The organism is Sphingorhabdus profundilacus, from assembly GCF_009769755.1.
Classification (GTDB): domain Bacteria; phylum Pseudomonadota; class Alphaproteobacteria; order Sphingomonadales; family Sphingomonadaceae; genus Sphingorhabdus_B; species Sphingorhabdus_B profundilacus.
In genome coordinates, this window is the sequence record NZ_SDWJ01000001.1 from 1,578,092 (window position 1) to 1,604,598 (window position 26,507).

The window sequence follows — 26,507 nt, forward strand, 5'->3', positions numbered from 1 at the left end:
ATGTTTCTTCAACCGAAAAGCCCCGCCAACGATTTTTCCAGCATCACCAATTGCCACAAAAGCCGCCCGTTATTGACCCGCCCCGCAATGTGATCTTCGGCCGCTTTAGCAACGACATTACTGTCGAACAGATCCATTTGCGAAAAAATGCGGCTGGTTGAAAGCGCACGGGCGTCGTCCGCCAACGCCCCACGAAACCATTGATCAATCGGGGTCACAAACCCCATTTTCGGCCGATAGAGAATATCGTGTGGAAGGTGGCCTTCCATCGTCTTCTTCATCAACCATTTGCCCTGCCCGCCACGGATACGCATGCGATCGGGAAGGCTTGCGGCAAATTCCAACAGCCGGTGGTCCAATAACGGCTCGCGCGCTTCGAGGCCAACGGCCATGCTGGTGCGATCGACCTTCGTCAGGATATCGCCCGGAAGCCACATTTTCATATCGGCATATTGAGCCTGATCAAGGCCGCTTTGTGCGGGCGCCCTCGTCATCAGATTTTCCATATATGTTTCGCCGCGATATCCATCCAGCGCCCCACGCATATGCTGCGAATAAAGTCGGTGGCGCCGGTTCGCGCTGGTCAGACTGACGGCATCTGTATATCCTTCCGGACCGGTGCGGGCCAACGACAGCAGCGTTGTTTTTGCGCGCAACGGACGGGGTGCCCAATCTGCCTTCGGATAGAATTTACCTAGCGTACCGAACAGCGGACCGCGCACATTTTGCGGCAAAAGGCCACGCAATTGCTCTTCCTTGTGGTGGAACACATGCCGCCGATAGCCGGCAAGCGCCTCGTCTGCGCCATCGCCCGACAATGCAACGGTTACCTGCTCGCGTGCCAGTTCGCACACCCGATAAGTGGGCAATGCGGATGCATCTGCAAAGGGTTCGTCAAAATGATGGGCCAGCTTGTCAATCAGGCCGAAATCATCGGCGGCGACTTTGCGGCTGCGGTGGTCGGTTGCAAAACGGCGGGCGATGGTTTCGGCATATTCGCTTTCATCAAGCGCGCCGACATCGAAGCCGATGGAACAGGTCTTGATCGGCTGGCGCGAAGCTTCGGCCATCAGCGCGACGACGCTGCTGCTGTCGACACCGCCGGACAAAAATGCCCCCAACGGCACGTCCGCGACCATACGCGAAGTCACGCCCTGCCGCATGAGGCGCAGTAGTTCTTCGGATAGCTCGCCCTGACTGCCGCGAACCCGCTTGCTGAAATCCAAGTCCCAATATTGTGTCGGCGACGGAATGGCGTTGCCGAGTTGGAGCAGCAGATAGTGCCCGGCGGCGAGCTTTTTGACGCCACGCACGATGCAGCTATGGTCGGGCACATAACCGAAGGCGAGATAGTCATCGACTGCGGAAAGATCGATTTCGCGGCGCAATGCGGGGTGGGCCGTTAGCGCCTTGAGTTCCGACCCGAACAAGATGCTGCCGTCGGGAATTGCCGCGTAAAAGAGCGGTTTTACACCGAGACGATCCCGGGCGAGGAAGAGCTGTTTGGTGCGGGCATCGAAGATTGCAAAGACAAACATGCCGAGAAAATGCGAAACACAGGCCGGCCCCCAGTGGCGCCAGCCATGCAGGATGACTTCGCTGTCGCTTTGGGTGGCAAAGCTATAACCGGCTGCTTCCAATTCTTTCCGCAATTCCCGGAAATTATAGATTTCTCCGTTAAAGGTCAGGGACAGTGCGCCATCGTCCGAATGCATGGGCTGCGCCCCGCCCTCTAGATCAATGATCGACAAGCGCCGATGGCCCAGCCCGACCCCCGGTGCAGTCCATACACCCGAACCATCGGGTCCGCGGTGCGCGATAGCATCCGTCATCCGCTTTACCCGATCAGGGTCAACCGGCTTGGCCGTCTCGATATGAAAAATACCAGCAATGCCACACATGGGGGCGGTCCCTATCGCAATCCGGCGAAGCGGTCAGCCATTTTATCGATATCGCCCAAGGATTTGACAAAGGCGTCGATAGCAGGCCGGGGCGGCTGATTTCCAATCTGTTCCGCTGACACGATTATTGCCACCGCTTGCTGGTCCCCAGCCAAGAGGCGCGCCTGCAATGTCGCCAGTTTGATGCGGGGGCCCGAACCACTGGTGACGCCGTTCACACGATAAAAGCTCACCACTTCACGCGCTGCACCTTGCGTCTTGATACGTTCGGCTTTTCCATTGGGCGGTGCAGATGTGTTTGCGGTCCACGACCAGAAACCATCCGGATCAATGGCACCCTGGCCAAAGCCGACCAATTCGCGCCCTTCGCTTTGCCGATCATAAACCACGACAAAGAAATCTGCTTCTTGCCCTGCCTTGTTCCGATACCGCCCCGACAAATAATGGCTGCCACCGACGAAACGCGGGGTCCAGTGGACTGTGGGCGTGTAAGGAACTATGTCCCAGCCCTCCACCTGCGGTAATGCAATGCGCTCGGGCGTGGGGGAGGATTTGGTTGCGCTATAAGTCGACCATCCAAAAGGCAGCACGGCGATCACCATGATTGCAACAGCGGCGCGCAGATATGTGGTGGATCGCCCCACCGGTGTCTGAATCGCAGCTGGGTCAAAGGCGGGTGCATCCGCCTTCCGGTCAAAAAAGGGCCAACCTGCAGCCATTACCAGCGCGATGACGATGCCGAAAAATATCCACCCGTAAAAGACATGGTCAAAACTGGATGCGAACTCGTTGCTGCTGTGATGGGCAATAAAAATGGTGCCAAAGGCGCGAAGGCCGTTGGCCAGGATGGGTACGACAACACATGCCGCAAGAAAGGCGATCCGCCGAGGCCATTGGTTGAAACACAGATTGGCAACCAAAACGCCATAGGCAATCATTGCGATCAGGAATTTGACGCCAGAGCATGCCTCGGCGACACGAAAATAGCCCGTGGGGGTTGTGATAAATATCCCGTCTATGTGCGCCGGAATGCCGGTCCATCCCAGCAAGATCATACACATTTTCGCGGTCAGCGTTTGCAGTGCAGGTACTGCCTCTTCGCCAATGGGCACCAGAAAGAACATATAGAAAAGCGGGAATAGCAGGCCCCGTGCGACATTCGCACCCAATACAGCCGCCACGCTTCCCTGAAGCATCATGATCAGGCCTAACTGTCGTGCGACCGCCAATCCTGCGGCATCACCGAGTAACCAGCTGCCCGCGCCTACGGCACCATATAGCAAAGCCGGTGTCCACGGCTCGGGCTTCAGTTGGACGAGCAATTCTTTGCGCTGCAGCACCAGCCAACCGAGGATCGGCACGATCAAAAGGCAATGGTTGAAAGTGGAACTGTTCCACCAAATAGCCACCATATCCGCCGTGTCGCGCCAGAAAAGCAGAAGCAAAGCAGCCCAAAGTGCCGCGAGGTACTGAAGGGGGCGATGCCATTGATCAGCAAAATCGGTCAGAGCGGGGGTGTGTTCTTCTTCCGCCTCGGCTGGGACGGTTTCAGGAAGAATTTCCTCGTCCGGATTGTCCGGCGGCACAGCGTCGCTCATTGCGGGTCATCCGTGCCAAGGCCCATCAGGCGATCAAGGGGTGCGAGCTGGCTGCGCCATCCATAATGGGCCATAACATGCGCGCGCGCGGCCTTTCCTATCGAGAGACCTGAACTGGGTTCGGCCAGCAAGGTGCAAACACGCGCGGCCTCCGCGCCGACATTCTCTTCCACGAAAAAATGCTGCCCATGTTCGGCGTCAATGCCTTCGGCTGCAGCCGGTGAAGCGACAACCGGCTTCGCCATGGCCATCGCTTCGAGCACCTTATTCTGAATACCCCTTGCAATACGCAGTGGGGCAACAACCACATCCGCCGCGGCAAGCCATGACCGCACGTCCTCTACCGCGCCTGTGACCTGTACACCCGGCAACATCGACAGATCGGAAACCGCCTGGTTCGGGTTACGCCCTACAATCGCAAAGGTGGCTTCGGGATGCTGCGCGCTAATTACAGGCATGGCGTTCTGTGCAAAATCCGAAACGGCTTCGATGTTGGGCCGGTAATCCATCTGGCCGGTGAAGACGATCAACGGATCGGGAAAGGGTGGGTGCAGTTTTTTGAAATGCCCATCGGGATCATAGAAAGCGGTGTCGATCCCGTTGCCCAACGCCATTACTATGCTGGTCGCAGTGCGCCGTTGGAACAATGCCGCCTCCGCCTCGCTCACCAACAGGCTGGCATTGGCGCGTGCCGCGATTTCGGTCTCGAACCTGCCCAGCACTCGCCCTTCGCGCCTGTTCACCCAGCGCATGAAGGCATGCCCCTCTTCGGCGTAGCTTTCAAATTTGGCGCTATCGACGTCGACAAAGTCCATGATGAAGCGGCCAGCAAAATCGTTAGGCACATATTGCGCCATCTGTCCTGAAAAGCAGAAAATATGGCTGATCCGGCCAGACGCGATCCGCGCATCGACCCAGTTTTGCATCGTCCGGCTGGCAAAGCTTTGCACCGATATGGGCCGTCCGGTGAACAGCCCTTCCAATCCCGCCTGCCAATGGGGCTTGTCGCGTAGTTCGACATGGCGGGAGGCCACAAGTCCATCCATCGCCTCTGCAAAGCCCATGTCGCGTTCATCATCGGCAAAGGTTCCGACATGAACCGGTGCCATTTCGCACAGCCGTTTCAATATGTGGTGCGACCGGATTTTATCGCCCCGGTCGGCTGGCCAAGGAATGCGGTGGGCGAGAAAAAGGATCTCGCGCATCAACCTAATCCTTTGGCAATCCATGGCCCCAGATAGTTGGCAACGGGCAAGGGCAGTTTTTGCCAGAGCGCAATCTGCGCCCGATATTTTGGGCTATTGGGGTTGATATCGCGCGGTTCCTGACCATCAGCGGTATGTATGGCATAGGCCATTGGCTCGGGATCAAAGCCCCAGTTTTTCTTGAAATGATAGGCCCCTGAATCCGTCTTTGACCGGCCAAAATCGAAATGGGTGCAGCCACGGCAGCGCGCGTGATCCATCAAGGCGTAATACATGACGTCATTCGCCCGCAACCGTCGCGCATCCCATACGCCGCCGCCCCAATAGGGCATGACAACGCCCTTATGATACAGGCTAAAAACGCTGGCGACGGGCTGTCCTTCGTGCAGCACGGTTAGTATGTCCGCATCCTCGCCGAAGCGTTGCAGGACCGCAGCCATCAATCCCTTGGGATATACCGGCGTGCCCAAATTACGAACACTCTCCGCATAAACCCCATAATGCCAGTCCAGATCCCGCGCGGTGCGACCGGTGACCACGGTCAAGCCATTATCCAGACCTTTCCGCACTTCGGCACGTTGCTTGCGCGGTATCGCCAAAAGCTCGGCTTCACTGTCCGCCTGTAATGGTTTCAGGAAATTCGCGTGCGAATCCCGCTTTTCGATCCAGCCGCACCCCGGCATCGATCCGCCGCGCAGTTCGACCGTGGGGCAACTCCACCGTTCAGCGAGACCACAAATTTCGGCCGCCAACCGCCGTGTTGCTGCCGCACTATTCGATAAGATGCCGCCTCCTACTGCAAATGCGGACGATACCAGCGCGCGTCCGAAAAGCGGTGAGTGGACGAGATGGAATGGCAGGATTGCCGCAATGTCCCCTGCCCGCTCGGCGATCAGGCAATGCGCCCTCTGGCCCGTTGCTTCCTCGATAGCCAAAAGCCAGTTGGGTCGGTGAAACGGTAACCCTTCGGCCTGTGCCAGCACCCATGCATCAAGGCGTGAAATTTCATCCGCGTCATTGAGATCAGCGATCCGCACAGCAAGCCTGGATCGCAACAGCGGGGCGTTCATGCCGCGAGCCTTGCTTTTTCGCGGGCGACAACGCTGTCCAGCCGCTCCCATTGGAAATCCTGCGGCAAGCGGCGCAATTTGGCAGCCATCACGTCCAGCTTGGAATAGTGCCGGATTTTCGACTTGAGCGGTGCGTTCGCGACCCGTGGCTGTTCGGGATCAATTTCCCACGGATGGAAATAGATAACCGCCGGACGTCCATCCCGCTCGTTGACCTGATGGATCGCCCATCGCGAAAAGGCGTAAGGTAACAGGCGAAAGAAACCTCCACCGCCAGCCGCAAGGCGCTTTGGTCCAAGCTCCGCCGTCGTGACCGGTATTTCCAGAAAATCACTGCCCGTAACGGGGCGAAAGGCAAAGCGCGGGGCCTCGGCCCAGCCATAATGGTCGTGCTTGATCGGGGCGACGCTGGAGGAATAAGCATAGCCCTGCTCGGCCAAAACTTCATGCGCCCATGGCGTGCGCTGGTCGATGGAAAAGCTGGGGGCACGATAGCCTGTAACGGCGACTCCAGCTGCATCCTCGATCAATGTACGCGACCGGATGAGGTCGGCGGCAAATTGTTCCGGAGTAAAGGTGAACACTCGGTCGTGACCGTAACCATGGCTGGCAATTTCATGTCCATTTGCAACAATGCGACGGATCAAGGCGGGATAGCGCTCGGCCACCCAGCCCAGCGTAAAGAAGGTTGCCTTTACGCCCGCATCGTCGAACAATTCCAACACCAGATCGGTATTGCGCTCGACCCTGCACTCACGCGAATCCCAACTGCTCCGGTCGATGACGGTTTCAAACGCCCCGACCTGAAACCAGTCTTCAACATCCACAGAGAGCGCGTTAAGCAACGGGTTTCTATTCCTTCATTATCGCGCATCGTTCTTGCGATTAAGCGGCACGGCTGTTTTGTATGAATCGCGATTCAAGGCTGCTTTCGCGGTCCATCCAGTCAATCATCATCGACAATACCCTGCGAAGCGCAGCCTCTTGTTCGGCCACACGTTGTTCGAGCGAAGCGACTCGCAAAACCAACACGTCGACATCGGCATTGGACAGCGGCGATGCGACTGGTTCTGCGGCCGGCTGGACGATTGGCTCGGCCACAGGTTCGGCCATCGGCTCAACGGAAGACTCCTTCACAGTCGCGACCGCGACAGGTTTCAGAAATTCCTTTTCCACCGGCGCGTGGGAAGACATGGGGGCTCCATATTCAAAAGGCTTGCCTGCCATATCGGCGATAACAGCTGCGACCATCTCGCTATCAAGCACATCAACCTGTTCCACCGCACCCATCAACATGACGCGATTCATCAATGTATTCAGCTTGCGTGGTACGCCTGCCGTTTCGGCAAAAAGCGCTGCATAGGCATCTGGCGTAATTTGCGGGCGGCCATTCCAGCCGGCCCGGCCAAGGCGGTGGACGATATAGGGTTCAACCTCATTGGCGTCCATCGGGTCAAGATGATGGGTGGCGATGACACGCTGGCGCAGCTGTTCCAGTTCGGGCGCTTCGCGAACGAGATCGCGAAATTCGGGTTGGCCCAAAAGAAATATCTGCAACAGCGCCGAAGAACCAAGCTGGAAATTCGACAGCATCCGCAATTCTTCAAGTGCATCGACCGACAAATTCTGGGCCTCATCTACGATCAGCAGGCAACGGCGGCCGCTGCGCGCCTCGGCATGAAGAAAGTTTTCGATGCTTTTCAATGTCGAAGCTTTGTCCAGCCCGCGCGTATCAATTCCGAAGGATTCAGCCGTCATGTGGACCATATCAAGGCCATCAAGCTGACTGGTGACAATCGTCGCCGCCGTCAGCCTGAATTTATCGACGCTTTGCATCAAATGGCTGACCAGCGTGGATTTGCCAGCGCCAACCTCGCCCGTGATGACAATAAATCCTTCGCCCTGCGCCAAACCATAGCCCAGATAGGACAGGGCTTTACGATGGGTTGCGCTTTCGAAATAATAATCCGGATCAGGCGTGAGCTGGAATGGTCTTCCGGTCAGTTGATAAAATTGATCGTACATCCTGTTGCCCCTTAAAAACTATACCGCAAGCCGAGCAGTGCCGACGCCGTTAGCTCGCTGTCGAAATCCTCTTGCCTAAAACTATCCAGGCCCACTGCCGCGCTGGCGGACAGGCCGCGTACAATCTGCCGATATAACGCGGCATTTGCCCCAGTTTGCAAAACATCGGCGGCACTTGCAAACCCTGAATCGAAATAGTTCGCATATATATTTGATTCAAAACGGGTACGTCGATCAATGGCCCGTCCCAAATAGGCGACGGCAAAATAATTTTCGTCGGTTATGCCGTTAATCTGTGCCTGCGCGCCCAGCAGGGATGCGATGAATTTGCGGCGATTATATCCCACCGCAACGCCGCTGTCCCAACCGCTGATCGTCCCGCTCATCGAGGCCGTAATTCCACGTTGGCGAAATGCCGCCGACGATGCGTTTTGCAAGGCGTCGTTCAGGCAGAATCCACCTGACTGGCCAAAGGCACAGCCAGAAATGTCGCCCGAAATCGGGTTTCGTGTACTGCGAAATTGCGTCGGCAACGCGGCCAGATTATCATTGAGCAGCCCCCCGAAGCCAGAAATTGTGTCATAGACAGACACGTTCACCGCCCAATCACGGCCCGGTTGATAGCTCAAACTGCCCAGATAAATGTCCGAACCATAGCGGCGGCCATAGCGCGCCTCGACCGAGGTGCGCGGGCTTGGCCGCCATAAGACGCCGACGTCCCAGATTAACCCGTCTTGCCGATACGCAATCAACCGGGGGGATGCGCTGTCTTTCACAAGGCGCCCGTCGCTGCCGACAATTGGAACCCCGCCTGCATCACGCAGGGCATCGCGTTCGGAAATTTCGATATCTTCATAACCGACGCCGCCTACCACCGCCAGCGTTGGAGATACCGGCACGGTCAAATCGGCCCGGACATATTTGCCGTCGAACCTGTTGTCGAGCTGGCCGGCATCCTCGCGTTGCCAGCTGCCGCTTATTGCCCAGCCAAAGGGCAAATCGCCGGGCTGCATCCCGACAGAAGCGGTTGCCAATTGGCTGAAACTGTCATCAAACTGGTCGAACCGTTGCTGACCGGCCGGAAGGACGACGACGTCCGCGCTTTCGACCTTTGTGTAGCCTGCGCGATAGGCGGCATTGATGCTGAGACTGCCAGCCTGCGTTGCAAATGTGGGGCCGCCAAAAACCGAATAGACTTGCGTAACATTGTCAGGATTGCCGACAAGATTGGTCGGTGCCGCGCCGCGTCCGTCGACACGGGTGCGGGCCGCGATTCCACCTGCCTCGAGGCTGAAATCACGCGACAATGCCAGCGAACCGCGGGCCAGACCTGTAATGATATCCTGATCGTCAATGCCATTATCGTAACCGATCAACCGTTCGTAACGGACGCTGATCTGGCCCTCTGCCTGCCGGGTTGCGACCGAGGCGTCGACGCCGGCGGCCACAGTTGAATAGGTTAACACTTCACCGCCACTTTTGAGGTCGGCAACAAGCACTTGCTGCGCCACGATATAAGGGGTGATTTCCACTCGTGGTCCCGCGCGTTTCTGGCCGCGACCCTGCTTTTTGGCGGGTGCGGCATCCTGGGATACCGGTTCCGAACTGGCGTCGGCATCGTCGATCGGCGACCAGTCCGATTCAATCTGCTGCGCCATAACCGGTGCGGGCACCAACGCCACCACCGCCAGCATTGCCAAAGATATAACAGACTTCTTCATTAGGAGGCTCCATACCCATAATAATTGCCGAACTTGCGCCCGGTCGGAGAAAATTTGGTGCGGTTCAGTAAAAGCTGGATGTGTTCGCACCCGCTCAATAGGCCAAGCGCATCGCGCAGGGCGCTGTCGGTGGTCACGTCGGCATGGACGATCATCAAAATCTGCCCGACATGCAGGGCCAGCACCGATGCTGGCGACGCCGCCAATGCCGGCGGGGAATCGAAAATGATGATGCGTGACGGATCATTGCGGGTCAGTTGATCGATGATTTCAGCCGTGCGTGCAGCAGCAAGATATTCGGTATCCTGATTGGTCTGGCTGCCTGCGGGCAGGATGGAAAGCCCATCGATGTCAGTTTGCAGGACCAATGATTCCGCATCGCAGGCAGGGTCCGCAAGCGCGTCCATAAAGCCCCGATGTCTTTCGATACCAAGAGTGGATAGAATACTGGGCTTGGCAAAGTCCGCATCGACCAGCAGGACGCGATTGTCTTTTTCGCTGGCCATCGACAGCGCAAGATTCAGCGCGCAATAGGTTTTGCCTTCATCCGGGTTTGCCGAACAGACAAGTATGCGCTCACCATGCGGCAATGCATCGACCCCCTTTCCCCCGCGCGCCGCCAGAAGAAGCTGACGCTTTACAATACGGAATTCTTCGGAAAGTCCCGTGACCGGGCCGTCAGGTACAATGAAGTTATGCGACACCAACCGTTCACGGCTGATCGCGACTTGCGTCCTGCTGACCGGTGCAGGGGCCATCGCCGGGCGAGGGGACGCAGCGACTGGAACTTGTCCTTCGACCGGTGCCGGAATGGGGATCGGGCCGTGGCCACCCCGCAATGCCGCGCCAAAATCAAATAATTCCGACGCCCGTTCCAGCAGCGACCCCGACGATTTGATAGAGCTATGCTTGTTCATGCTGTCCGATCCTTCAAGCCGTCAGTCCGCGCTGCACAAATTCCGCAACCAAAAGCAGCGCAAAAACACCGACAAGTCCGCCGGATGCGCCGTAAAACAGCTTCATTTTCTGTTTGCGCTGCTCGCGCTCTTCAACGCCCAACATTTGCGAGATCGATCCGATAACCGGCAAGCCGCTTGCCCTTTCCAATTTCGCCGCAGTCGGGAAACTGGTTTGCAAATGGCCGAGCGCAAAGGCGGCACCGATGCCCGCACCTATGCCTGCGATCAGGACCGCAGCCAACAAAAGCGGCCGGTTCGGTACCGCAGGAACATTTGACAGTGACGGTTCTTTTACGACCCGGAACTGCACCGCATCGGTTTGCGTTTCCACCTGTCCGCGTAAACGGATCTGGTCGCGCTCGGTGATCAGCTTGTCATATTGCGCTTTCAGCACTTCATAATCGCGATTGATCCGCTGATATTCTGCGGCAACGCCGGGCTCAGCGGTTTGTTTCGCGGCAAGCTCTGCCATGTCGGACTGAAGCGCGCTTTTGCGCGCCTGCAGGGCAGAAACAGACGCCTCACGTTCGGCGCGCATGGATTGTAAGGAGCTGTAGGCGGGATTGGGCGTGCGATATCCACCACCGGCTGCACCGCCGCCTTGTGAACGTAAATTCGCAATCTGGTTGCGAATTGCCACAACGTCGGGATGGTTGTCCGTAAAACCCCGGGCCCGCATCGACGCCAGCTCACCTTGCGCCTGACCCAGCGCAGTGGGTGAGCCGCCACCTGCGATAGTCGTGTTCAACGTCGCAGGTGTTCCGGCCAATTGTCCGTTCAACGCAGCCAGCGCGCTGCGGGCCTGAATGAGTTGCGAGTCAATCTGACTCAGTTCCGCCCGTGATGCTTCCATGCGTTGCGACACAGAGCCCACACCGGGCAAAAGACCCAGATTTTGTGTTTCATATGCAACCCGCTTCGCCTCGGCATTGGCAAGTTCCTTTTGCCGTCCTTCAATCTGGGCATCAAGGAAGCGCAAGGTCTGGCTCGTCGTTTTGCGGTCACCGGCAATATTATCTTCTTCGGCAACATCGATCAGTTTTTGCACCACATCGCGGGCCAGTTTACCACTTGGCAATTTGGCGCTTATTGCAAAAAAATCGTCCTGTTCAGCCTTCACCTCGATATTGGCGCGCAGGCCTTCGATCTTGCCGGCCAATTCCTGATCGGTCGCCACAGATGCGCCCAGATCGGTTCCGCGAACAACTTTTGCCAGATTTTCCGATGAAATCAGCGTCTGGGTCAATTGCTGGATGTTACGGCGCTGGTCTTGAGGCGGCAAGCCAACCTGATCGGATAATATGGATTGGGTGCGGACCTGAATCTGCGCTTTGGATTCATATTTATTGGGGATCATCGCAATGACGAGCCAGCCCAAGATACAGGCACCCCACGCCACCGCCAATGCCAGCCAGCGGCGGTTCCACACGCTGTGAACGGCAATCCGGAATTCGTCGTAGAGCGAGTTCATAGCTCAGAACATGCTTTCTGGAATGATGATGACATCACCTGGTTCGAGCAGCACATTGGCTTTGCTATCCCCCCGTTTGAGCAAATCGCCCAGCCGAAGCGAATATTCCTTTTGCGCCCCTGTGCCTTTGTTATGGCGGATCAGACGGGCCTTATTTCCTGCGGCATATTCCGAAAGGCCGCCCACGGCGATCATCGCATCCAGGACGGTCATATTGGCTCTATAGGGAATAGAGGCTGGCTTTTCCGTTGCGCCAACAATGCGGACCTGTTGCGACGTCGTGCCGGCAAATTCGTTGACGATGACCGATACAATCGGGTCATTGATATATTGCGAAAGCTGTAACTTGATATCCTGCGCCAGCATTGTGGGTGTTTTGCCGACCGCGGGCATATCGGTAATCAGCGGCGTTGTTATACGCCCGTCCGGGCGGACCTGGACTTTTGCGCCAAGCTCAGGATTGCGCCATACAAAAACGGTTAACTGGTCGAGCGGACCGATCAAATAATCCTCACCCGGACCTTCGCGAACCGAGACAGTCGGCGCCTGCGGTAATTCAGGACCACCAGAAACAGAAGTACAACCAGTTACTACAGTCGCCAGCGCACCCAGTGCCAGCATCATGTTGATTTTCAATGACTTCTTCATGCCCAGCCCTTCTGAAGCTGCGACGAATCAAATGGTCACGCCCCCATTGGCGGACTTGCAACTGTCACAGCTTGGACTTTGCTATGGACAAAAAGGGTGAACAGACCGTTAGGATTTGGGTCAGGACCTAGTAAAATCAGGCGCAAGTCGTAAAAGCTGCCTCGCTTCTTAACCTCAATCCAACGCAGCCATCGCCAATTTGGCGGCAGTCGAAAGATCTTGCATGGCCCTTGCCCAGGGTCCATGTCCATGACTGATCCGCGCCACGCCCAACCCGGCCAGCGTCTTGATATCCGGAATACCATCCCCCACCAAAATGTTCACCGGCAATGGCGATTTTGAGCACAAATAGCCGATTAAAGATTCATCGGCGATGAAAGGAACAAAAAGACTATTCGCCCCTGAATCTGCGAAGGATTCCGCCCGTACCAGCACTTTTTCAACCAATGCCAAATCGTGATGCTCTTTGGGCGTGACAATGAACAAGTCCGCCCGGGCATTTATCCATATGCCAGAGGCCGCAGCGGCCTTTATCCTAGCGCAGGCTATATCGATATCAAAAAGCTCCCTTGTCACAGGATCCTTATCTTCAATGTTGATACCGACGGCACCAGCCTTTGCGACTTTCTCCACCATTTGCCCGACCTGGGCAGCATCCACACCATATCCGGCTTCAAAATCGAGCGTAACGGGCAAATCCGTTACGGTTAGAATCTGCGCGAGATTAGCGAAAACCAAATCGACAGGAAAAGTTTCACCATCCTTATATCCATGGGCGCAGGCGACACCCCAGCTGCCTGTCGCGATTGCACTGGCACCGGCGTCGGCAACGGCCTTGGCACTGCCTGCATCCCAGATATTGTACAATATCAAGGGATCGCCTTCGACATGAAGATCGCCAAAAGCTCTTACTTTATCCCTCATACTGCATTCCTTTCTGCCCGAAGCAATTTTTCTTTCCTATCCAAGCCATAAGCATAGCCACCCAGGCTACCGTCGGTGCGGATCACGCGATGGCAAGGAATGAGCACGGCGACATTATTAGCGCCATTTGCACTTCCGGCTGCACGCACGGCCTTGGGCTTGCCGACGGCTGCGGCGATCTCGGCATATGTCCGGGTTTCGCCTGTTGGAATACGCTGCAATTCCTTCCACACGGCCTGCTGGAAAACCGTTCCAGCGATATCAAGCGGCAGTTCGGGCATATTTGCAGGATTTTCAACGGCAGCAACTGCCCCGTTTACAAGCTCGGCCAGCGCGTCGCCGCCCTGCTCGATTGTCGCGGCAGGAAAGCGCCTTTGAAGTTCCGTTTCGTCTTCATCAAAAGAGAGTCGGCAAATGCCCTTATCCGTTGCTGCGACCAGCATGCTGCCGAGTGACGTCTCTACGACAGCCCATCGGATAACCGCCCCCGCCCCGCCATTTTTCCACGCGCTTGGTGTCATTCCTAATCGTCCCTTAGTTGCGGCATAAAAGCGGCTAGGCCCGGAATAGCCCGCATCATAAATCGCATCAGTCACCCGGCCATTTGCGGCAAGTGCCTCTTCTGCGCGCCCTGCCCGCAACCCGCGTGCATATTCGGCAGGCGTGACGCCCGTTGCGCGCTTGAAGAGGCGGTGGAAATGATGCGGCGCATAGCCGACAGCGGCGGCAAGCTGTTCCAAGCCCATCGGTTCTTCTGCCGCCAACAATTTGAGTGCACTGACAACGGCGACGTCGTCACGCGCAATGTCATCGGGACGGCAGCGCAAACATGCACGATAGCCAGCTGCCTTTGCCTCAGCCGCCGTTGCATAAAAGCAGACATTCTCGCGCTTGGGGTGTCGCACTGGACAACTCGGCTTGCAGTAAATTCCAGTCGTTTTGACGGCACCGACAAATTGCCCGTCATGGGTGCGATCGCGCGCAAGAAATGCTCTCCATGCGAAGTCGGCATCAATGGCTTTTGCCTTAGCCATTTTCCGCTTTCCTTCTTTTCTGGTTCAGAAATTCTTCCATCCTCAAACCCTCTCGATCCGCGCCGAAAAGCAGCCATGCGCGGCATTATGCGCGTGAATGTAAGCGATTTCATCTTGGGCGAAAAGCTCCCTGATTTTTTCATCTGCCTGCCCGGGCAATGCAAGAGCGGCATTGCGAAGCATTCCATCGCTATCAAACGCCCGGAAAGCCATCGGACGACCTTCGAATACCGGAGGCGTTTCATCGCTAAATTCAGCAGCCTTTTCGGCTGCCTTGCGAACATATATGGCATAGGCCGACTTATAAGGTGTCGCCACATCATGGCTAAGATGGTTGAGCAATATCAACTCCTCGCCTGCCTTGGCATCCTCCAGACTGACCCGGCACGGCCAGCCCTTATCGGCAGCGGCGGTCACGCGTAACGCGCCTCTTTCGGCTAGCGCCGCATCATTCATGTCGAACAATTCCGCGAAGGGCTCACGGTCCAAACCTGTAATTCGATAGCTCATATTCCGGCTCCTTGTTTGTTGGATCCCAGAATAGATGCCGCATTCGACGACGGCTTCCCGAAACTTGCGTTCAAAGCAGATTAGCCGCCACAGGCCCTAAACAGGGCCAATGTCCGTTCGCGGGCCAGATCAGCGCTCGGTTCGTGATAATCCTTTCGCCGGTCGGAATTGAAACCGTGATTTGCGTCATAGACAAAAATCTGCGCGGTCGGATGGTCTTTGGCGATCAGCGCTTCGACCCCCTCCATAGGAATGCCCTGATCGAAACGGCCGAAATGTGCAATGGTGGCGCATTTCGGTGCCTTGTCGGCGTAAAGCGTTGGGATCAGGCTGCCATAATAGCAGGATGCGGCGGCCAGATCTTCGCTAATCCCTGCCATCGCCCAGGCGACGGAACCGCCATAACAATAGCCAGTGATGAATACCGGCCCTGTGTCCTTCAGCGCGTCAATGCAGACCTTCGCATCGTCCAGGCTTTTCACAAAGGGATGCAGTTCACGTGCGAGTTGAACAGCTCGTTCAAAGTCGGGGCCGGTATATTCCGCTTCAAATCCGGGATGTTCGCGGTCGAATATTGATGGCGAAAGCACTTCATATCCATCCGCCGCATATTCATCGCACAACTCGCGGATGTGGTCGGTGACGCCGAAAATCTCCTGCACCAGAACCAAACCGCCGCGGCGCTCGCCTTCCGGTTCGGCATGATAGACAGCGATTTCAGCGCCGTCGTCCATCGTCATGCGAATCATTTTGCCCATATGGTGCTCCTCTTCTCCCCCTACATTGCGCGTTGGGCATACCCTTGAAAAGAGGGTGACCTATGGAAAGGCGCTGACAACAGGGAGTTTCTGGAAATCCCCATCTTGCATCGCAACAAAACCCCTGCTAGGCGCGCGTCGACTTCAGTGAAAGGGTGACCTTTCTGCCCGGTCAGCACATATTCTCAGTCTCACATTCGAGGACTTTTACGCGTGGATAATTCCGGCGGCACAATCGCTAATATTCAAGCCAGTTTAGCTGGCCGTTACGCGACGGCACTGTTTGAGCTGGCGCGCGATTCAAAGGCCATTGATGCTGTCGAAAAAAGCATGTCGGCAGTGGCAAATGCCGTCGGCGAATCGGGAGATTTAAAGGCGCTGACCACCAACCCTGTTCTGACCCGCGCCGATGCCAAAAAGGCGATCGCGGCCGTCGCCAAGGCGATGAAGCTGGATCCGCTGTCGGCAAAGACGTTAGGCGTTCTCGCCGATAACCGTCGGCTCGGCGAAACCGTTGCCGTTGCGCGCGCCTTTTCGGCACTGGCTGCATCGCATCGCGGTGAAGTGACCGCAGAGGTTACCTCGGCCCATGCTCTAAGCGCGGCGCAAGCAAAGTCGCTATCGGCAAAGCTCAAGGCCCGCGTCGGAAGCGACGTTGCCATTCAAACCAAGGTCGATCCCTCCCTTTTGGGTGGCCTGACTGTCCGTATCGGCAGCCAGATGATCGACAATTCAATCAAAACCCGTCTCAACACCCTCGCAGCTGCGATGAAAGGCTAAGTACAGATCATGGATATCCGTGCCGCAGAAATCTCAAAGGTCATCAAGGACCAGATCGCCAATTTCGGCACCGAAGCCCAGGTTTCGGAAGTCGGCAGCGTGCTGTCGGTCGGTGACGGTATCGCCCGTATCCACGGGCTCGACAATGTGCAGGCTGGTGAGATGGTCGAGTTTGCCAACGGCATTCAGGGCATGGCCCTGAACCTCGAAGCGGACAATGTCGGTGTTGTTATTTTCGGCACAGATAGCGAAATCCGCGAAGGCGACGTTGTAAAGCGGACCGGCACCATTGTGGACGTTCCTGTCGGCAAGGAACTGCTCGGTCGCGTTGTAGATGGCCTCGGCAACCCAATCGACGGCAAGGGCCCACTCAAAACGACCCAGCGCAGCCGCGTTGAAGTCAAGGCCCCCGGCATCATCCCGCGCCAGTCGGTTTCGGAACCTGTCCAGACCGGCCTCAAGGCGCTCGACGCTCTCGTCCCTGTTGGCCGTGGCCAGCGCGAGCTGATCATCGGTGACCGGCAAACGGGTAAAACGGCGGTCGCCATCGACACCTTCATCAACCAGAAGGAAGTCAACAAGGGCACCGACGAATCGAAGAAGCTGTATTGCATCTACGTCGCCGTCGGCCAGAAGCGTTCAACCGTGGCGCAGATCGTCCGCGCGTTGGAAGAACAAGGCGCGATGGAATATTCGATCGTTGTCGCTGCAACCGCATCCGAGCCTGCCCCGCTGCAATATCTCGCGCCTTACACCGGCGTCGCGATGGGCGAATATTTCCGTGACAATGGCATGCACGCCGTCATCGTCTATGACGATTTGTCGAAGCAGGCCGTTGCCTATCGCCAGATGTCGTTGCTGCTGCGTCGTCCTCCCGGCCGTGAAGCCTATCCCGGCGACGTTTTCTATCTGCACAGCCGCTTGCTTGAGCGCGCCGCAAAGATGTCCGACGCCAATGGCGGCGGTTCGCTGACCGCATTGCCGATCATCGAAACGCAGGCCGGCGACGTGTCGGCTTACATTCCGACCAACGTGATTTCGATCACCGACGGCCAGATCTTCCTCGAAACCGACCTGTTCTTCCAGGGCATCCGTCCTGCAATTAACGTCGGCCTCTCGGTCAGCCGCGTTGGTTCGGCCGCACAGACCAAGGCGATGAAGAAGGTGTCGGGTTCGATCAAGCTGGAACTCGCGCAGTATCGCGAAATGGCTGCCTTCGCGCAGTTCGGTTCGGACCTTGACGCCTCGACCCAGAAGCTTCTGAACCGTGGTGCGCGTTTGACCGAACTGCTGAAGCAGAAGCAGTTCAGCCCGCTTCCCTTCGAAGAGCAGACCGCGTCGATCTTTGCTGGCACCAACGGCTATCTCGACAGCATCGCGGTGACCGACGTCACCCGCTATGAAGAAGCCATGCTCGCCGACCTGCGCGCCAACCACGCAGATGTCCTGAAAGGCATCCGCGACAGCCGCGACTTCAGCGACGACAGCAAGAAGGCGCTTGTTGCTGCACTCGACAAGTTCACGAAAAACTTCGCGTAATCGACCGGAAACGGAGCAGACACACCCGTCAGAACCAAACACACACACCCGTCATGCTGAACTTGTTTCAGCATCTTAATTAAGGCCCTGAAACAAGTTCAGGGTGACGGCAGAGGAAAAAATAGATGGCGTCTCTTAAGGCCCTCAAAATGCGGATCAACTCGGTCAAGTCGACCCAGAAGATCACCAAGGCGATGAAGATGGTCGCCGCTGCCAAGCTGCGCCGTGCGACGGAAGCGGCGCAGGCATCGCGGCCCTATGCGGAACGACTCGAAGCCGTGGTTTCCAGCATCGCATCGAAGGTCACCGTCGGTCCGCAATCGCCAAGATTACTGGCAGGCACCGGTAAGGACGATGTCCATTTGCTCGTAGTCGCGACCTCGGACAAAGGTCTGGCCGGTGCGTTCAACACCAACATCGTCCGTCTGGCCCGCAAAAAGGCCGAAGAGCTTCGTGCCGCTGGCAAGACCGTCAAATTCTACACCATCGGCAAGAAGGGCAAGGACCAGCTCGCTCGGACCTTCCGCAACGACATCATCCACAGCATTGAACCCGGAGATCTCGGCAAACTCAGCTTTACCGATGTGCAAGGCTGGGGCGAAGACCTGACCGCGCGTTTCGAGGCGGGCGAGTTTGACGTCGCGCATTTGCTGTTTTCGAAATTCGTCACTGTGTTGACGCAGGAGCCGACCGCCATCCAGTTGATGCCGGTTGCGGTCGCGACCGATGGCAGCGTGCCAAGCGTCGGCGCATCGGTCGAATATGAACCCGACGAGGAAGAAATCCTCGCCGACCTGCTGCCACGCAACGTGTCGGTTCAGTTGCTGCGCGCCAACCGCGAAAATGCGGCATCGGAACAGGGTTCCAAGATGACCGCAATGGACAACGCCACGCGCAACGCTGGCGACATGATCAACAAGCTGACGATCCAGTATAACCGGACCCGTCAGGCAGCGATTACCACCGAACTTATTGAAATCATCGCGGGCGCAGAAGCGCTCTAACGACATCCCAAGGCAAGGAAGAAGCAAATGGCAACCGCCCCGAAGAAAACCGCCGCTCCCAAGGCCGCCGCTGCACCAAAGGCAGCCGCCACTAAGGCACCCGTAAAGAAAGCTGCTGCACCGAAGGCTGCAAGCAAGGCCCCAGCCCCCAAGGCTGGCTCAGGCCAGACCAAGACCAACGTCGTGGGCGCAACCGGCCGCATTTCGCAGGTCATCGGCGCTGTTGTTGACGTGTCCTTCACCGGTACTTTGCCCGCCATTCTTTCGGCGCTTGAAACCGATAACAATGGCAACCGCCTCGTTCTCGAAGTCGCGCAGCATCTTGGCGAAAACACCGTTCGCACCATTGCTATGGACGCAACCGAAGGTTTGACCCGTGGTCAGCCCGTTCGCGACACCGGTGCACAGATTTCGGTGCCCGTTGGCCCCATGACCCTAGGCCGCATCATGAACGTGATCGGTGAGCCGATCGACGAGCGTGGCCCCGTAGGCGCTGCAAAGTCGAACCCCATTCACGCAGAAGCACCTCTGTTCACCGACCAGTCGACCGAGGCAGAAATTCTCGTCACCGGCATTAAGGTTATCGACTTGCTCGCACCATATGCAAAGGGCGGCAAGATCGGTCTGTTCGGCGGCGCTGGCGTTGGCAAGACCGTTCTTATTCAGGAACTGATCAACAACATCGCGAAAGGCCATGGCGGCGTTTCGGTGTTCGCGGGCGTCGGTGAACGCACCCGCGAAGGGAACGACCTTTACCACGAATTCCTCGACGCTGGCGTTATCGCCAAGGACGCCGACGGTAACCCGACCCCAGAAGGCTCGAAGGTTGCTCTGGTGTTCGGCCAGATGAACGAACCTCCCGGTGCGCGTGCACGTGTGGCGCTTTCGGGTCTGACGATGGCGGAATATTTCCGCGATGAAGAAGGCCAGGACGTTCTGTTCTTCGTCGACAACATCTTCCGCTTCACGCAGGCAGGGTCCGAAGTGTCCGCACTTCTCGGTCGTATTCCTTCGGCTGTGGGTTACCAGCCGACACTGGCGACCGACATGGGCCAGTTGCAGGAACGCATTACCTCGACCACCAAGGGTTCGATTACCTCGGTTCAGGCCATTTACGTTCCCGCAGATGACTTGACCGACCCTGCACCAGCAACGTCCTTTGCCCACTTGGACGCAACGACCACGCTGAACCGTGCGATTTCGGAACTCGGCATCTACCCCGCTGTTGACCCGCTTGACTCGGTCAGCCGCGTTCTGACCCCTGCCGTTGTCGGTCAGGAGCATTATGACACCGCCCGCCGCGTTCAGGAAACGCTGCAGAAGTACAAGTCGCTGCAGGATATTATCGCGATTTTGGGCATGGACGAGCTGTCGGAAGATGACAAATTGACCGTGACCCGCGCCCGCAAGATCCAGCGCTTCCTGTCGCAGCCTTTCCACGTCGCCGAAGTCTTCACCGGCATTTCGGGCAAGTTCGTGCAGGTCGAAGACACCGTGAAGTCGTTCAAGGCAGTCGTCGACGGCGAGTACGACCATCTTCCAGAAGCAGCCTTCTACATGGTCGGCGGCATTGAGGAAGCAGTTGCCAAGGCCGCCAAATTGGCGGCAGAGGCGGCTTAATTGATCGCCGTGTGACTGGTGAGGGAAGCTCGAATGCGCGCTTGGCTAAATCTCGGGTTAGCAATTTTCTTACTTGGCTTGCCAAGCGTCGTAGCCTCGCAAGAAATATATGTGTCGGAGGAACAGCAGAAGCAACTGCACGAAAGTGTTAAAAGTTCCAGCGATCCAGAAGTTCAATCCGTTATAAATTTATATTCAAATGTTCTGAGCTATTCCTACCCAAAGGAATTCGTACCTGTTTATCAGGCGAAGTCTCAAGAAATGTTCATGCTCGAGTTCATTCCGTATGGAGAGGATGTTAAAGAAAATTGGACTGAAATGCTTACAATTCAAGCATTCCGCGGAGAAAGGTTAAATTCAACCACGGCTAGTGATTTCGCAATCCGCTTAGCAAAAAAAGTAGGTGAAAATTGCCCAGAAACCAAAATTTTTGAAGATCTGGGTTCTATAGAAGTAGACGGAGCAACTTCTCACCGCGTTGTTTTCGGGTGCACGGATCGATCTGTTATCAGCGCAAATCAAGCTGGTGAAATTGCAATTGCACAAACTATTAAGCGCAACGACAGTCTAATATTGGTTCAGTTTGCGAGCAGGGGAAAATCTTCTACAGATAGTCCTCGTTTCTCTAGAAAATACTATGAAACGCTTCTCGATCGGTTGTTGGTTACCAATAATCCGTTATTAAAGTAACTTAAACAGGATTGAAAGAAGAACATGCCACTACATTTCGAACTCGTAACCCCTGAAAAGCTCTGCCGTTCTGACGATGTCTATATGGTCGTTGTGCCCGGCAGCGAAGGTGACTTCGGCGTGCTGGAGGGGCATAGCCCGATAATGAGCACCTTGCGAAATGATGCGACACTCGACATCTATGCAACGCAGGGTGCCACCCCTGAAAAGCTAACCATCGCAGGCGGTTTTGCCGAAGTGAATGAAAAGGGCCTGACGATCTTGGCCGAACAGGTGGTCGAGGCGGTTTAAGCATCTTTTTGCCTATGGGCGCAGTTTCTGACATATTGGGCGTGGGAGGACTTCCATGCTCACAGGCCTAATTGCGCTCACCTTCGCTGCCGCCTTTTTTGGCGCAGCGCTTTACATCAATGTTGCCGAACACCCGGCAAGGATGCTGCTTGATGACAGAAATGCATTGGCGCAATGGTCCCCAAGCTACGCCCGCGCCTTTAACCTGCAAGGCGGGCTGGCGGTTTTGAGCGGCTTGGCCGGATTTGCTTCGGCCTGGTTTACGGGAAACTGGCACTGGGCCATCGGCGCCGTGCTTATGATCGCAAACTGGCCTTATACCCTGTTCGGAATCCTGCCCCTCAATAACCGGCTGAACGCCATCTCTTTGGATCAAGCAGGACCGGAAACACGCGCTATGTTGGAACGGTGGAACCGGTTGCACAGGGTCAGGACAATATTGTCCGGCATAGCGGTTGCCGGGTATTTGTGGGTCGCGGCAGCGTAAACTGCGCCATGTTCGTTTACCGTGCGGCAGGCTTTTGATGCCATAAGAACAACCCTGCGCCGATGATGATAGCCGACCCCAATAGCGACGTCAGGTCGGGCCAGTCACCGAACAGCAAAATGCCCAGCGCCATGGCGATCAGCAATTGCACATAAGTCATCGGCGCAATTTCGGCTGCCGATGCGCGCGTGGTGCCCATAAAAATAAGCCAATGTGCAAAGCTGGCAGATACCGCAACGATGCATGCCCGCGCTATAATCGTCCAGTCAGGTACGCCGACATGAAGCGGTGCAAAGCCCGAAAAATGGCCGATTACGGCGGCGCTGACGACAAAAGGAACGGCAATCGACGCGACGAGGAATTGCATCAACAAGGGCGATCCTTTTCCCGCAACCGCGCGGTTTCCCATCATCATCAGCGACATGCACATGGCCGCGGCGAGCGGCATGAGCGCGACCCAGCCCAATGCTGCCACATTGGGCCGCAAGATGATGAGCACACCGGAAAAGGCGACAAGCGACGCGATCCATGTGGCTTTGCCCGTGCGCTCTTTCAGGAAAAACGCGCTCAGCAGTGCGGTAATCATCGGCGTGGTAAATCCGATGGCCGTCGCTTCAGCCAAGGGCATGAGGAAGATCGACGAGAAGAACAGGATAGTTGCGGCAGCGACAGCAGCGCCGCGCATCAGTTGAATAGGCGGATTTGGTAAGGCAAAGCCGCGCTTTCCTTCCTTTAGCAACAGGAACACTCCAAGCCCCGTCGCACCGACCGAATAACGCAGCGCGGCGACCGCCGTTCCGGGCCAAGCCCCGGCGATGGATTTGATCACGGCGTCACCGCATGACAACAGCGCAAAACCGCATAAGGCGAATAAGAGGCCTGATCGGGCCGATTGATTATGCACTGAAAATTCCCTGAATCTGCCAAAGCCTTACGGCTCGATGCGCCTGATAGAAAGAGCTATGAATAGCTCTCTACACAGATGCTAAAATGATAGCATTACCGTTTTATTCACCATTTGCAGGTAGCAACCATTTACGTTGCAACTGGAATAATCGGAGCGGAAAAGCTGTGAGTGCATTTGGCAAGAAACCAGGCCTAACACCGGGACGCCCATCCTTTGGCGTCGCGCGGCCCATGACCGGCGGTGGTTCTTCACAGCCGAATCACACGCCGCAACCATCGCCCTTCCCACAACCCGACCCGCAATTGCCCGAAGGCGGTGACCAGTTTCCGCCTCTCCATTCGGTGGATTTGCCCGGCAATGTGCCAACTCCACAAACGCCGATGCAGGACGCCATGTCGCGCCTGTCCGAACGGGCAAGCTCGGTCGCGGCGGTTGATGAAGGCCCACAAGGCTTTGAAGCGTCGGTCCACAAGATCAAGGAGCAGGTGCTCCCGCGCCTTTTGGAACGCGTCGACCCCGAAGCGGCTGCGTCGCTGAACAAGGAAGAACTGACCGAAGAATTCCGACCGATCATCCTGGAAGTTCTGGCGGAGTTGAAGTTGACGCTGAACCGGCGTGAACAATTTGCGCTTGAAAAAGTGCTGGTGGACGAACTGCTCGGCTTTGGTCCGCTCGAAGAATTGCTCGGCGACCCAGATATTTCCGATATCATGGTCAACGGCCCGCTGCAGACCTACATCGAAAAAAAGGGCAAGCTGCAGATTGCGCCAATCCAGTTTCGCGATGAGGAGCATCTGTTCCAGATCGCCCAGCGCATCGTCAACCAGGTCGGCCGCCGTGTCGACCAGACGACGCCACTTGCCGACGCCCGTTTGAAAGATGGCAGCCGCGTAAACGTCATCGTGCCGCCGCTCTCATTGCGCGGCACGGCCATCTCGATTCGTAAGTTTTCCGAAAAGCCGATCACCATTGATATGCTCAAAGGCTTCGGTTCCATGTCGGAACCGATGGCGACCGCGCTGAAAATCGCCGGCGCCTCGCGGATGAACATCGTTATCTCCGGCGGTACAGGTTCGGGTAAGACAACCATGCTCAACGCCCTGTCGAAAATGATCGACCCCGGCGAGCGCGTGCTGACGATCGAAGACGCCGCCGAATTGCGCTTGCAGCAACCGCACTGGCTCCCGCTTGAAACCCGCCCGCCAAATCTGGAAGGCGAAGGCGCAATTACCATCGGTGACCTTGTGAAGAACGCCCTGCGTATGCGTCCTGACCGCATCATCCTCGGCGAAATTCGTGGCGCGGAGTGTTTCGACCTTCTCGCCGCCATGAATACCGGCCACGATGGATCCATGTGTACGCTGCACGCCAACAATCCGCGCGAGTGCCTTGGTCGTATGGAAAACATGATTCTGATGGGCGACATCAAGATTCCGAAAGAAGCCATTTCGCGTCAGATTGCCGAATCGGTTGATATGATCGTTCAGGTTAAGCGTCTGCGCGACGGCTCACGCCGTACAACGCAGATCACCGAAGTCATCGGGATGGAAGGCGACGTCATCGTGACGCAGGACCTGTTCAAGTTCGAATATCGCGACGAAGACGCCGATGGTAAAATCCACGGTGAATGGGTCGCAGGTGGCGTGCGGCCATATACCCTTGAAAAGGCGCGCCAGTTCGGATTCGACCAGCCCTTTTTGGAAGCCTGCCTCGGCTAAGCGCCCTTTATTGCGAGTGCCGCCGCAATCACGGTAGACAGCACGGCGAACACCGTGATTGCTGTCCATGGCATGAACCCTACAGCCTCGATATTCTTTCGCCTGCTGCGCCGACGGTCGGCAAGGCTGCTGATGACGACGATTATACCGGACATCATCGACAGGCCGGTCCACAGATGATTGCCCCATAAAGTAGATCCGAACACTATCATGCGCGCCATGTGGTGCGCGATGGGGCGGTGGTCAAGATGAAGCTATCAGCAAATCTGGACAGGCATGGTGATTTCCCGCCGATTGGACTGAACAGGGATTTGCCGCCGGGCTTCCGCAATATGGCTGAGGTCGAGCGTTGCATATCCAATCCCTTCCCCGTCTTCCATATCAAGCAACACCTCGCCCCAAGGATCGATGACCAGCGAATGGCCGTAGGTTTGCCGGCCATCTTCATGCAATCCCGATTGCGCGGCGGCGATGACAAACGCCTGACATTCGATCGCCCGCGCCCGTAGCAGCACATGCCAATGCGCCGCGCCGGTCGGAACGGTGAACGCCGCGGGAAGCGCAAGGACATCCACAGCTGATCGGGCATAAGCAGCGAACAGATCCGGAAATCTGATATCGTAACAGATGGTCAGGCCCAAAAGGCCCAAGGGGCAATTTACCGCAACCGGTCCTGATCCAGCATTATAGGCGTTTGATTCACGCCAGGTTTCGCCCGTCGAAAGGTCGACATCGAACAGGTGCATTTTGTCATAGCGGGCACGAATTTTTCCTTCGGAATCAATGATGATGGAACGGTTCGCATATTTCCCGCCTTGCCCATCTTGAACCGGCATTGATCCAATATGCACCCAAATGCCACATTTGCGGGCGGCTTCAGTGAGCTGGATCAATGCAAGGCTGTCCGATTCGAAATCGATGTTGGCCGCCGCGCGGGTCCGGTTTCTATCAAGTAAAACCGACATTTCCGGCGCAAAATACATGTTCGCACCCTGTGCGGCGGCTTGGTAAATGGCATCGGCCATTTTTTCGACATTTCCGGTCGGGCAGATACCGCTACACATTTGATGAACGGCAATTTTCATGGGTTTCCCTCTATTTGCGACTAAAGTATATTACGGAATGGATAACAGTCATCGTAAATTTTATGCGCTGTTTCACTGTATGAAATATGCAACAGTCCGATAAATTGAGACATTTCTGCGATATTTGCCAATTCAACGCTTGAATTAGGGGGAGCTTTGTGCAAGTGACGCTCCCGAGTGCAATGCACTTCGCAAAAAAAAGGAGCACAAAAATGCGTTTCGGTAAGATTTCTCTCGCTGCTGTTGCGGCCGCTGCACTTGTTAGCGCGCCTGTAATGGCTGAATCACTTTCGCCTTCAGTAAAGGCGGTTGCTGCCTCCAAGGTTAAGCGCGCTGGCGCCGCAACCAAGGAAGAAAGCAAGCTCGGCGGTGGCAGTGGCGTTATCGTCGCTGTTCTGGCTGCTGTTGCTGTCATCGGCGGTATCGTTATCGCTGCTGGCAATGACGACGACGCGCCAACCAGCCCCTGAGTTCTTTAGGTTTTGGTTTTAGAAAAGGCGGCCTTTGGGTCGCCTTTTTTTTACCTGTCGTTTAAGATGTTTAGCTAGTGGCCATCCGACCG

Annotated in this window: 26 protein-coding genes; 9 read left to right on the forward strand and 17 right to left on the reverse strand. The window is 56.4% G+C overall.

The window, feature by feature from the left end; genetic code table 11:
• Positions 1 to 8: 8 nt before the first annotated feature.
• The 14 genes from EUU23_RS07385 to EUU23_RS07450 all read right to left on the reverse strand — a co-directional run bounded on the left by EUU23_RS07385 (position 9) and on the right by EUU23_RS07450 (position 15,824).
• Positions 9 to 1,901 (reverse strand): XrtA/PEP-CTERM system amidotransferase, encoded by a 1,893-nt coding sequence (locus EUU23_RS07385; RefSeq protein ID WP_160353384.1) that lies wholly within the window; start codon positions 1,899 to 1,901, stop codon positions 9 to 11.
• Between the two features lie 11 nt (positions 1,902 to 1,912).
• Positions 1,913 to 3,499, reverse strand: a complete 1,587-nt coding sequence (xrtA, locus tag EUU23_RS07390) for an exosortase A (RefSeq protein ID WP_160353385.1) — start codon at positions 3,497 to 3,499, stop codon at positions 1,913 to 1,915.
• Entirely contained in the window at positions 3,496 to 4,707 is a 1,212-nt protein-coding gene (locus tag EUU23_RS07395; protein WP_160353386.1) for a TIGR03087 family PEP-CTERM/XrtA system glycosyltransferase, read from the reverse strand. The genes xrtA and EUU23_RS07395 overlap by 4 nt, the downstream gene beginning before the upstream one ends.
• The gene (locus EUU23_RS07400) at positions 4,704 to 5,774 is read right to left on the reverse strand and encodes a FemAB family XrtA/PEP-CTERM system-associated protein (RefSeq protein ID WP_160353387.1); all 1,071 of its coding nucleotides are present in this window, start codon (positions 5,772 to 5,774) and stop codon (positions 4,704 to 4,706) included. Before EUU23_RS07400 ends, EUU23_RS07395 begins: the two co-directional genes overlap by 4 nt.
• Positions 5,771 to 6,619: an XrtA system polysaccharide deacetylase gene (locus EUU23_RS07405; RefSeq protein WP_160353388.1), complete on the reverse strand. Its 849-nt coding sequence runs from the start codon at positions 6,617 to 6,619 to the stop codon at positions 5,771 to 5,773. The genes EUU23_RS07400 and EUU23_RS07405 overlap by 4 nt, the downstream gene beginning before the upstream one ends.
• Before the next feature lie 40 nt (positions 6,620 to 6,659).
• Positions 6,660 to 7,799, reverse strand: coding sequence for an XrtA/PEP-CTERM system-associated ATPase (locus EUU23_RS07410; protein WP_160353389.1), 1,140 nt, complete (start codon positions 7,797 to 7,799; stop codon positions 6,660 to 6,662).
• A gap of 11 nt (positions 7,800 to 7,810) precedes the next feature.
• The gene (locus EUU23_RS07415) at positions 7,811 to 9,520 is read right to left on the reverse strand and encodes a TonB-dependent receptor (RefSeq protein WP_160353390.1); all 1,710 of its coding nucleotides are present in this window, start codon (positions 9,518 to 9,520) and stop codon (positions 7,811 to 7,813) included.
• Complete coding sequence (locus tag EUU23_RS07420) at positions 9,520 to 10,437, reverse strand: AAA family ATPase (protein WP_160353391.1); 918 nt, start codon at positions 10,435 to 10,437, stop codon at positions 9,520 to 9,522. Before EUU23_RS07420 ends, EUU23_RS07415 begins: the two co-directional genes overlap by 1 nt.
• A 13-nt stretch (positions 10,438 to 10,450) precedes the next feature.
• Entirely contained in the window at positions 10,451 to 11,950 is a 1,500-nt protein-coding gene (locus EUU23_RS07425; protein WP_160353392.1) for an XrtA system polysaccharide chain length determinant, read from the reverse strand.
• A gap of 3 nt (positions 11,951 to 11,953) precedes the next feature.
• Positions 11,954 to 12,574 (reverse strand): XrtA/PEP-CTERM system exopolysaccharide export protein, encoded by a 621-nt coding sequence (locus EUU23_RS07430; protein ID WP_425505104.1) that lies wholly within the window; start codon positions 12,572 to 12,574, stop codon positions 11,954 to 11,956.
• A gap of 198 nt (positions 12,575 to 12,772) precedes the next feature.
• Positions 12,773 to 13,522 carry an isocitrate lyase/PEP mutase family protein gene (locus tag EUU23_RS07435; protein ID WP_160353394.1) on the reverse strand — a complete coding sequence of 250 codons (750 nt, stop codon included), beginning with the start codon at positions 13,520 to 13,522 and terminating at the stop codon, positions 12,773 to 12,775.
• Positions 13,519 to 14,556: a bifunctional DNA-binding transcriptional regulator/O6-methylguanine-DNA methyltransferase Ada gene (gene ada, locus EUU23_RS07440; RefSeq protein WP_160353395.1), complete on the reverse strand. Its 1,038-nt coding sequence runs from the start codon at positions 14,554 to 14,556 to the stop codon at positions 13,519 to 13,521. The genes EUU23_RS07435 and ada overlap by 4 nt, the downstream gene beginning before the upstream one ends.
• A gap of 42 nt (positions 14,557 to 14,598) precedes the next feature.
• Positions 14,599 to 15,066 (reverse strand): DUF1203 domain-containing protein, encoded by a 468-nt coding sequence (locus tag EUU23_RS07445; RefSeq protein WP_160353396.1) that lies wholly within the window; start codon positions 15,064 to 15,066, stop codon positions 14,599 to 14,601.
• 80 nt (positions 15,067 to 15,146) lie between these two features.
• Positions 15,147 to 15,824 (reverse strand): dienelactone hydrolase family protein, encoded by a 678-nt coding sequence (locus EUU23_RS07450; protein WP_160353397.1) that lies wholly within the window; start codon positions 15,822 to 15,824, stop codon positions 15,147 to 15,149.
• 213 nt (positions 15,825 to 16,037) lie between these two features.
• Here EUU23_RS07450 and EUU23_RS07455 point away from each other — a divergent pair, with 213 nt between their 5' ends.
• From EUU23_RS07455 to EUU23_RS07485, 7 genes are all read left to right on the forward strand, one after another.
• A complete protein-coding gene (locus tag EUU23_RS07455) occupies positions 16,038 to 16,604 on the forward strand; it encodes a F0F1 ATP synthase subunit delta (RefSeq protein WP_160353398.1) in 567 nt (188 codons plus the stop codon).
• A 9-nt stretch (positions 16,605 to 16,613) separates the two neighbouring features.
• Entirely contained in the window at positions 16,614 to 18,143 is a 1,530-nt protein-coding gene (gene atpA / locus EUU23_RS07460) for a F0F1 ATP synthase subunit alpha (protein ID WP_160353399.1), read from the forward strand.
• Between the two features lie 149 nt (positions 18,144 to 18,292).
• Entirely contained in the window at positions 18,293 to 19,147 is an 855-nt protein-coding gene (locus EUU23_RS07465; RefSeq protein WP_425505105.1) for a F0F1 ATP synthase subunit gamma, read from the forward strand.
• Between the two features lie 27 nt (positions 19,148 to 19,174).
• Entirely contained in the window at positions 19,175 to 20,767 is a 1,593-nt protein-coding gene (gene atpD, locus EUU23_RS07470; RefSeq protein ID WP_246156164.1) for a F0F1 ATP synthase subunit beta, read from the forward strand.
• A 33-nt stretch (positions 20,768 to 20,800) separates the two neighbouring features.
• A complete protein-coding gene (locus tag EUU23_RS07475; RefSeq protein ID WP_160353401.1) occupies positions 20,801 to 21,457 on the forward strand; it encodes a hypothetical protein in 657 nt (218 codons plus the stop codon).
• 24 nt (positions 21,458 to 21,481) lie between these two features.
• Positions 21,482 to 21,748, forward strand: coding sequence for an ATP synthase F1 subunit epsilon (locus EUU23_RS07480; protein WP_160353402.1), 267 nt, complete (start codon positions 21,482 to 21,484; stop codon positions 21,746 to 21,748).
• 55 nt (positions 21,749 to 21,803) lie between these two features.
• Positions 21,804 to 22,235, forward strand: a complete 432-nt coding sequence (locus EUU23_RS07485; protein WP_160353403.1) for an anthrone oxygenase family protein — start codon at positions 21,804 to 21,806, stop codon at positions 22,233 to 22,235.
• A 16-nt stretch (positions 22,236 to 22,251) separates the two neighbouring features.
• On the opposite strand, the gene EUU23_RS14345 is transcribed toward EUU23_RS07485, so the two are convergent.
• Complete coding sequence (locus EUU23_RS14345; RefSeq protein ID WP_160353404.1) at positions 22,252 to 23,139, reverse strand: EamA family transporter; 888 nt, start codon at positions 23,137 to 23,139, stop codon at positions 22,252 to 22,254.
• A 167-nt stretch (positions 23,140 to 23,306) separates the two neighbouring features.
• On the opposite strand from EUU23_RS14345, the gene EUU23_RS07495 reads away from it, so the two are divergent.
• Complete coding sequence (locus tag EUU23_RS07495; RefSeq protein ID WP_160353405.1) at positions 23,307 to 24,860, forward strand: ATPase, T2SS/T4P/T4SS family; 1,554 nt, start codon at positions 23,307 to 23,309, stop codon at positions 24,858 to 24,860.
• On the opposite strand, the gene EUU23_RS13965 is transcribed toward EUU23_RS07495, so the two are convergent.
• Positions 24,857 to 25,081 (reverse strand): hypothetical protein, encoded by a 225-nt coding sequence (locus EUU23_RS13965; protein ID WP_179956493.1) that lies wholly within the window; start codon positions 25,079 to 25,081, stop codon positions 24,857 to 24,859. The two genes, EUU23_RS07495 and EUU23_RS13965, sit on opposite strands and share 4 nt — an antisense overlap.
• A 36-nt stretch (positions 25,082 to 25,117) precedes the next feature.
• The gene (locus tag EUU23_RS07500) at positions 25,118 to 25,945 is read right to left on the reverse strand and encodes a carbon-nitrogen hydrolase family protein (protein ID WP_160353406.1); all 828 of its coding nucleotides are present in this window, start codon (positions 25,943 to 25,945) and stop codon (positions 25,118 to 25,120) included.
• Between the two features lie 212 nt (positions 25,946 to 26,157).
• Between EUU23_RS07500 and EUU23_RS07505 the strand changes: the two genes are divergently transcribed.
• The gene (locus EUU23_RS07505) at positions 26,158 to 26,415 is read left to right on the forward strand and encodes a hypothetical protein (RefSeq protein ID WP_160353407.1); all 258 of its coding nucleotides are present in this window, start codon (positions 26,158 to 26,160) and stop codon (positions 26,413 to 26,415) included.
• Positions 26,416 to 26,507: the final 92 nt, after the last annotated feature.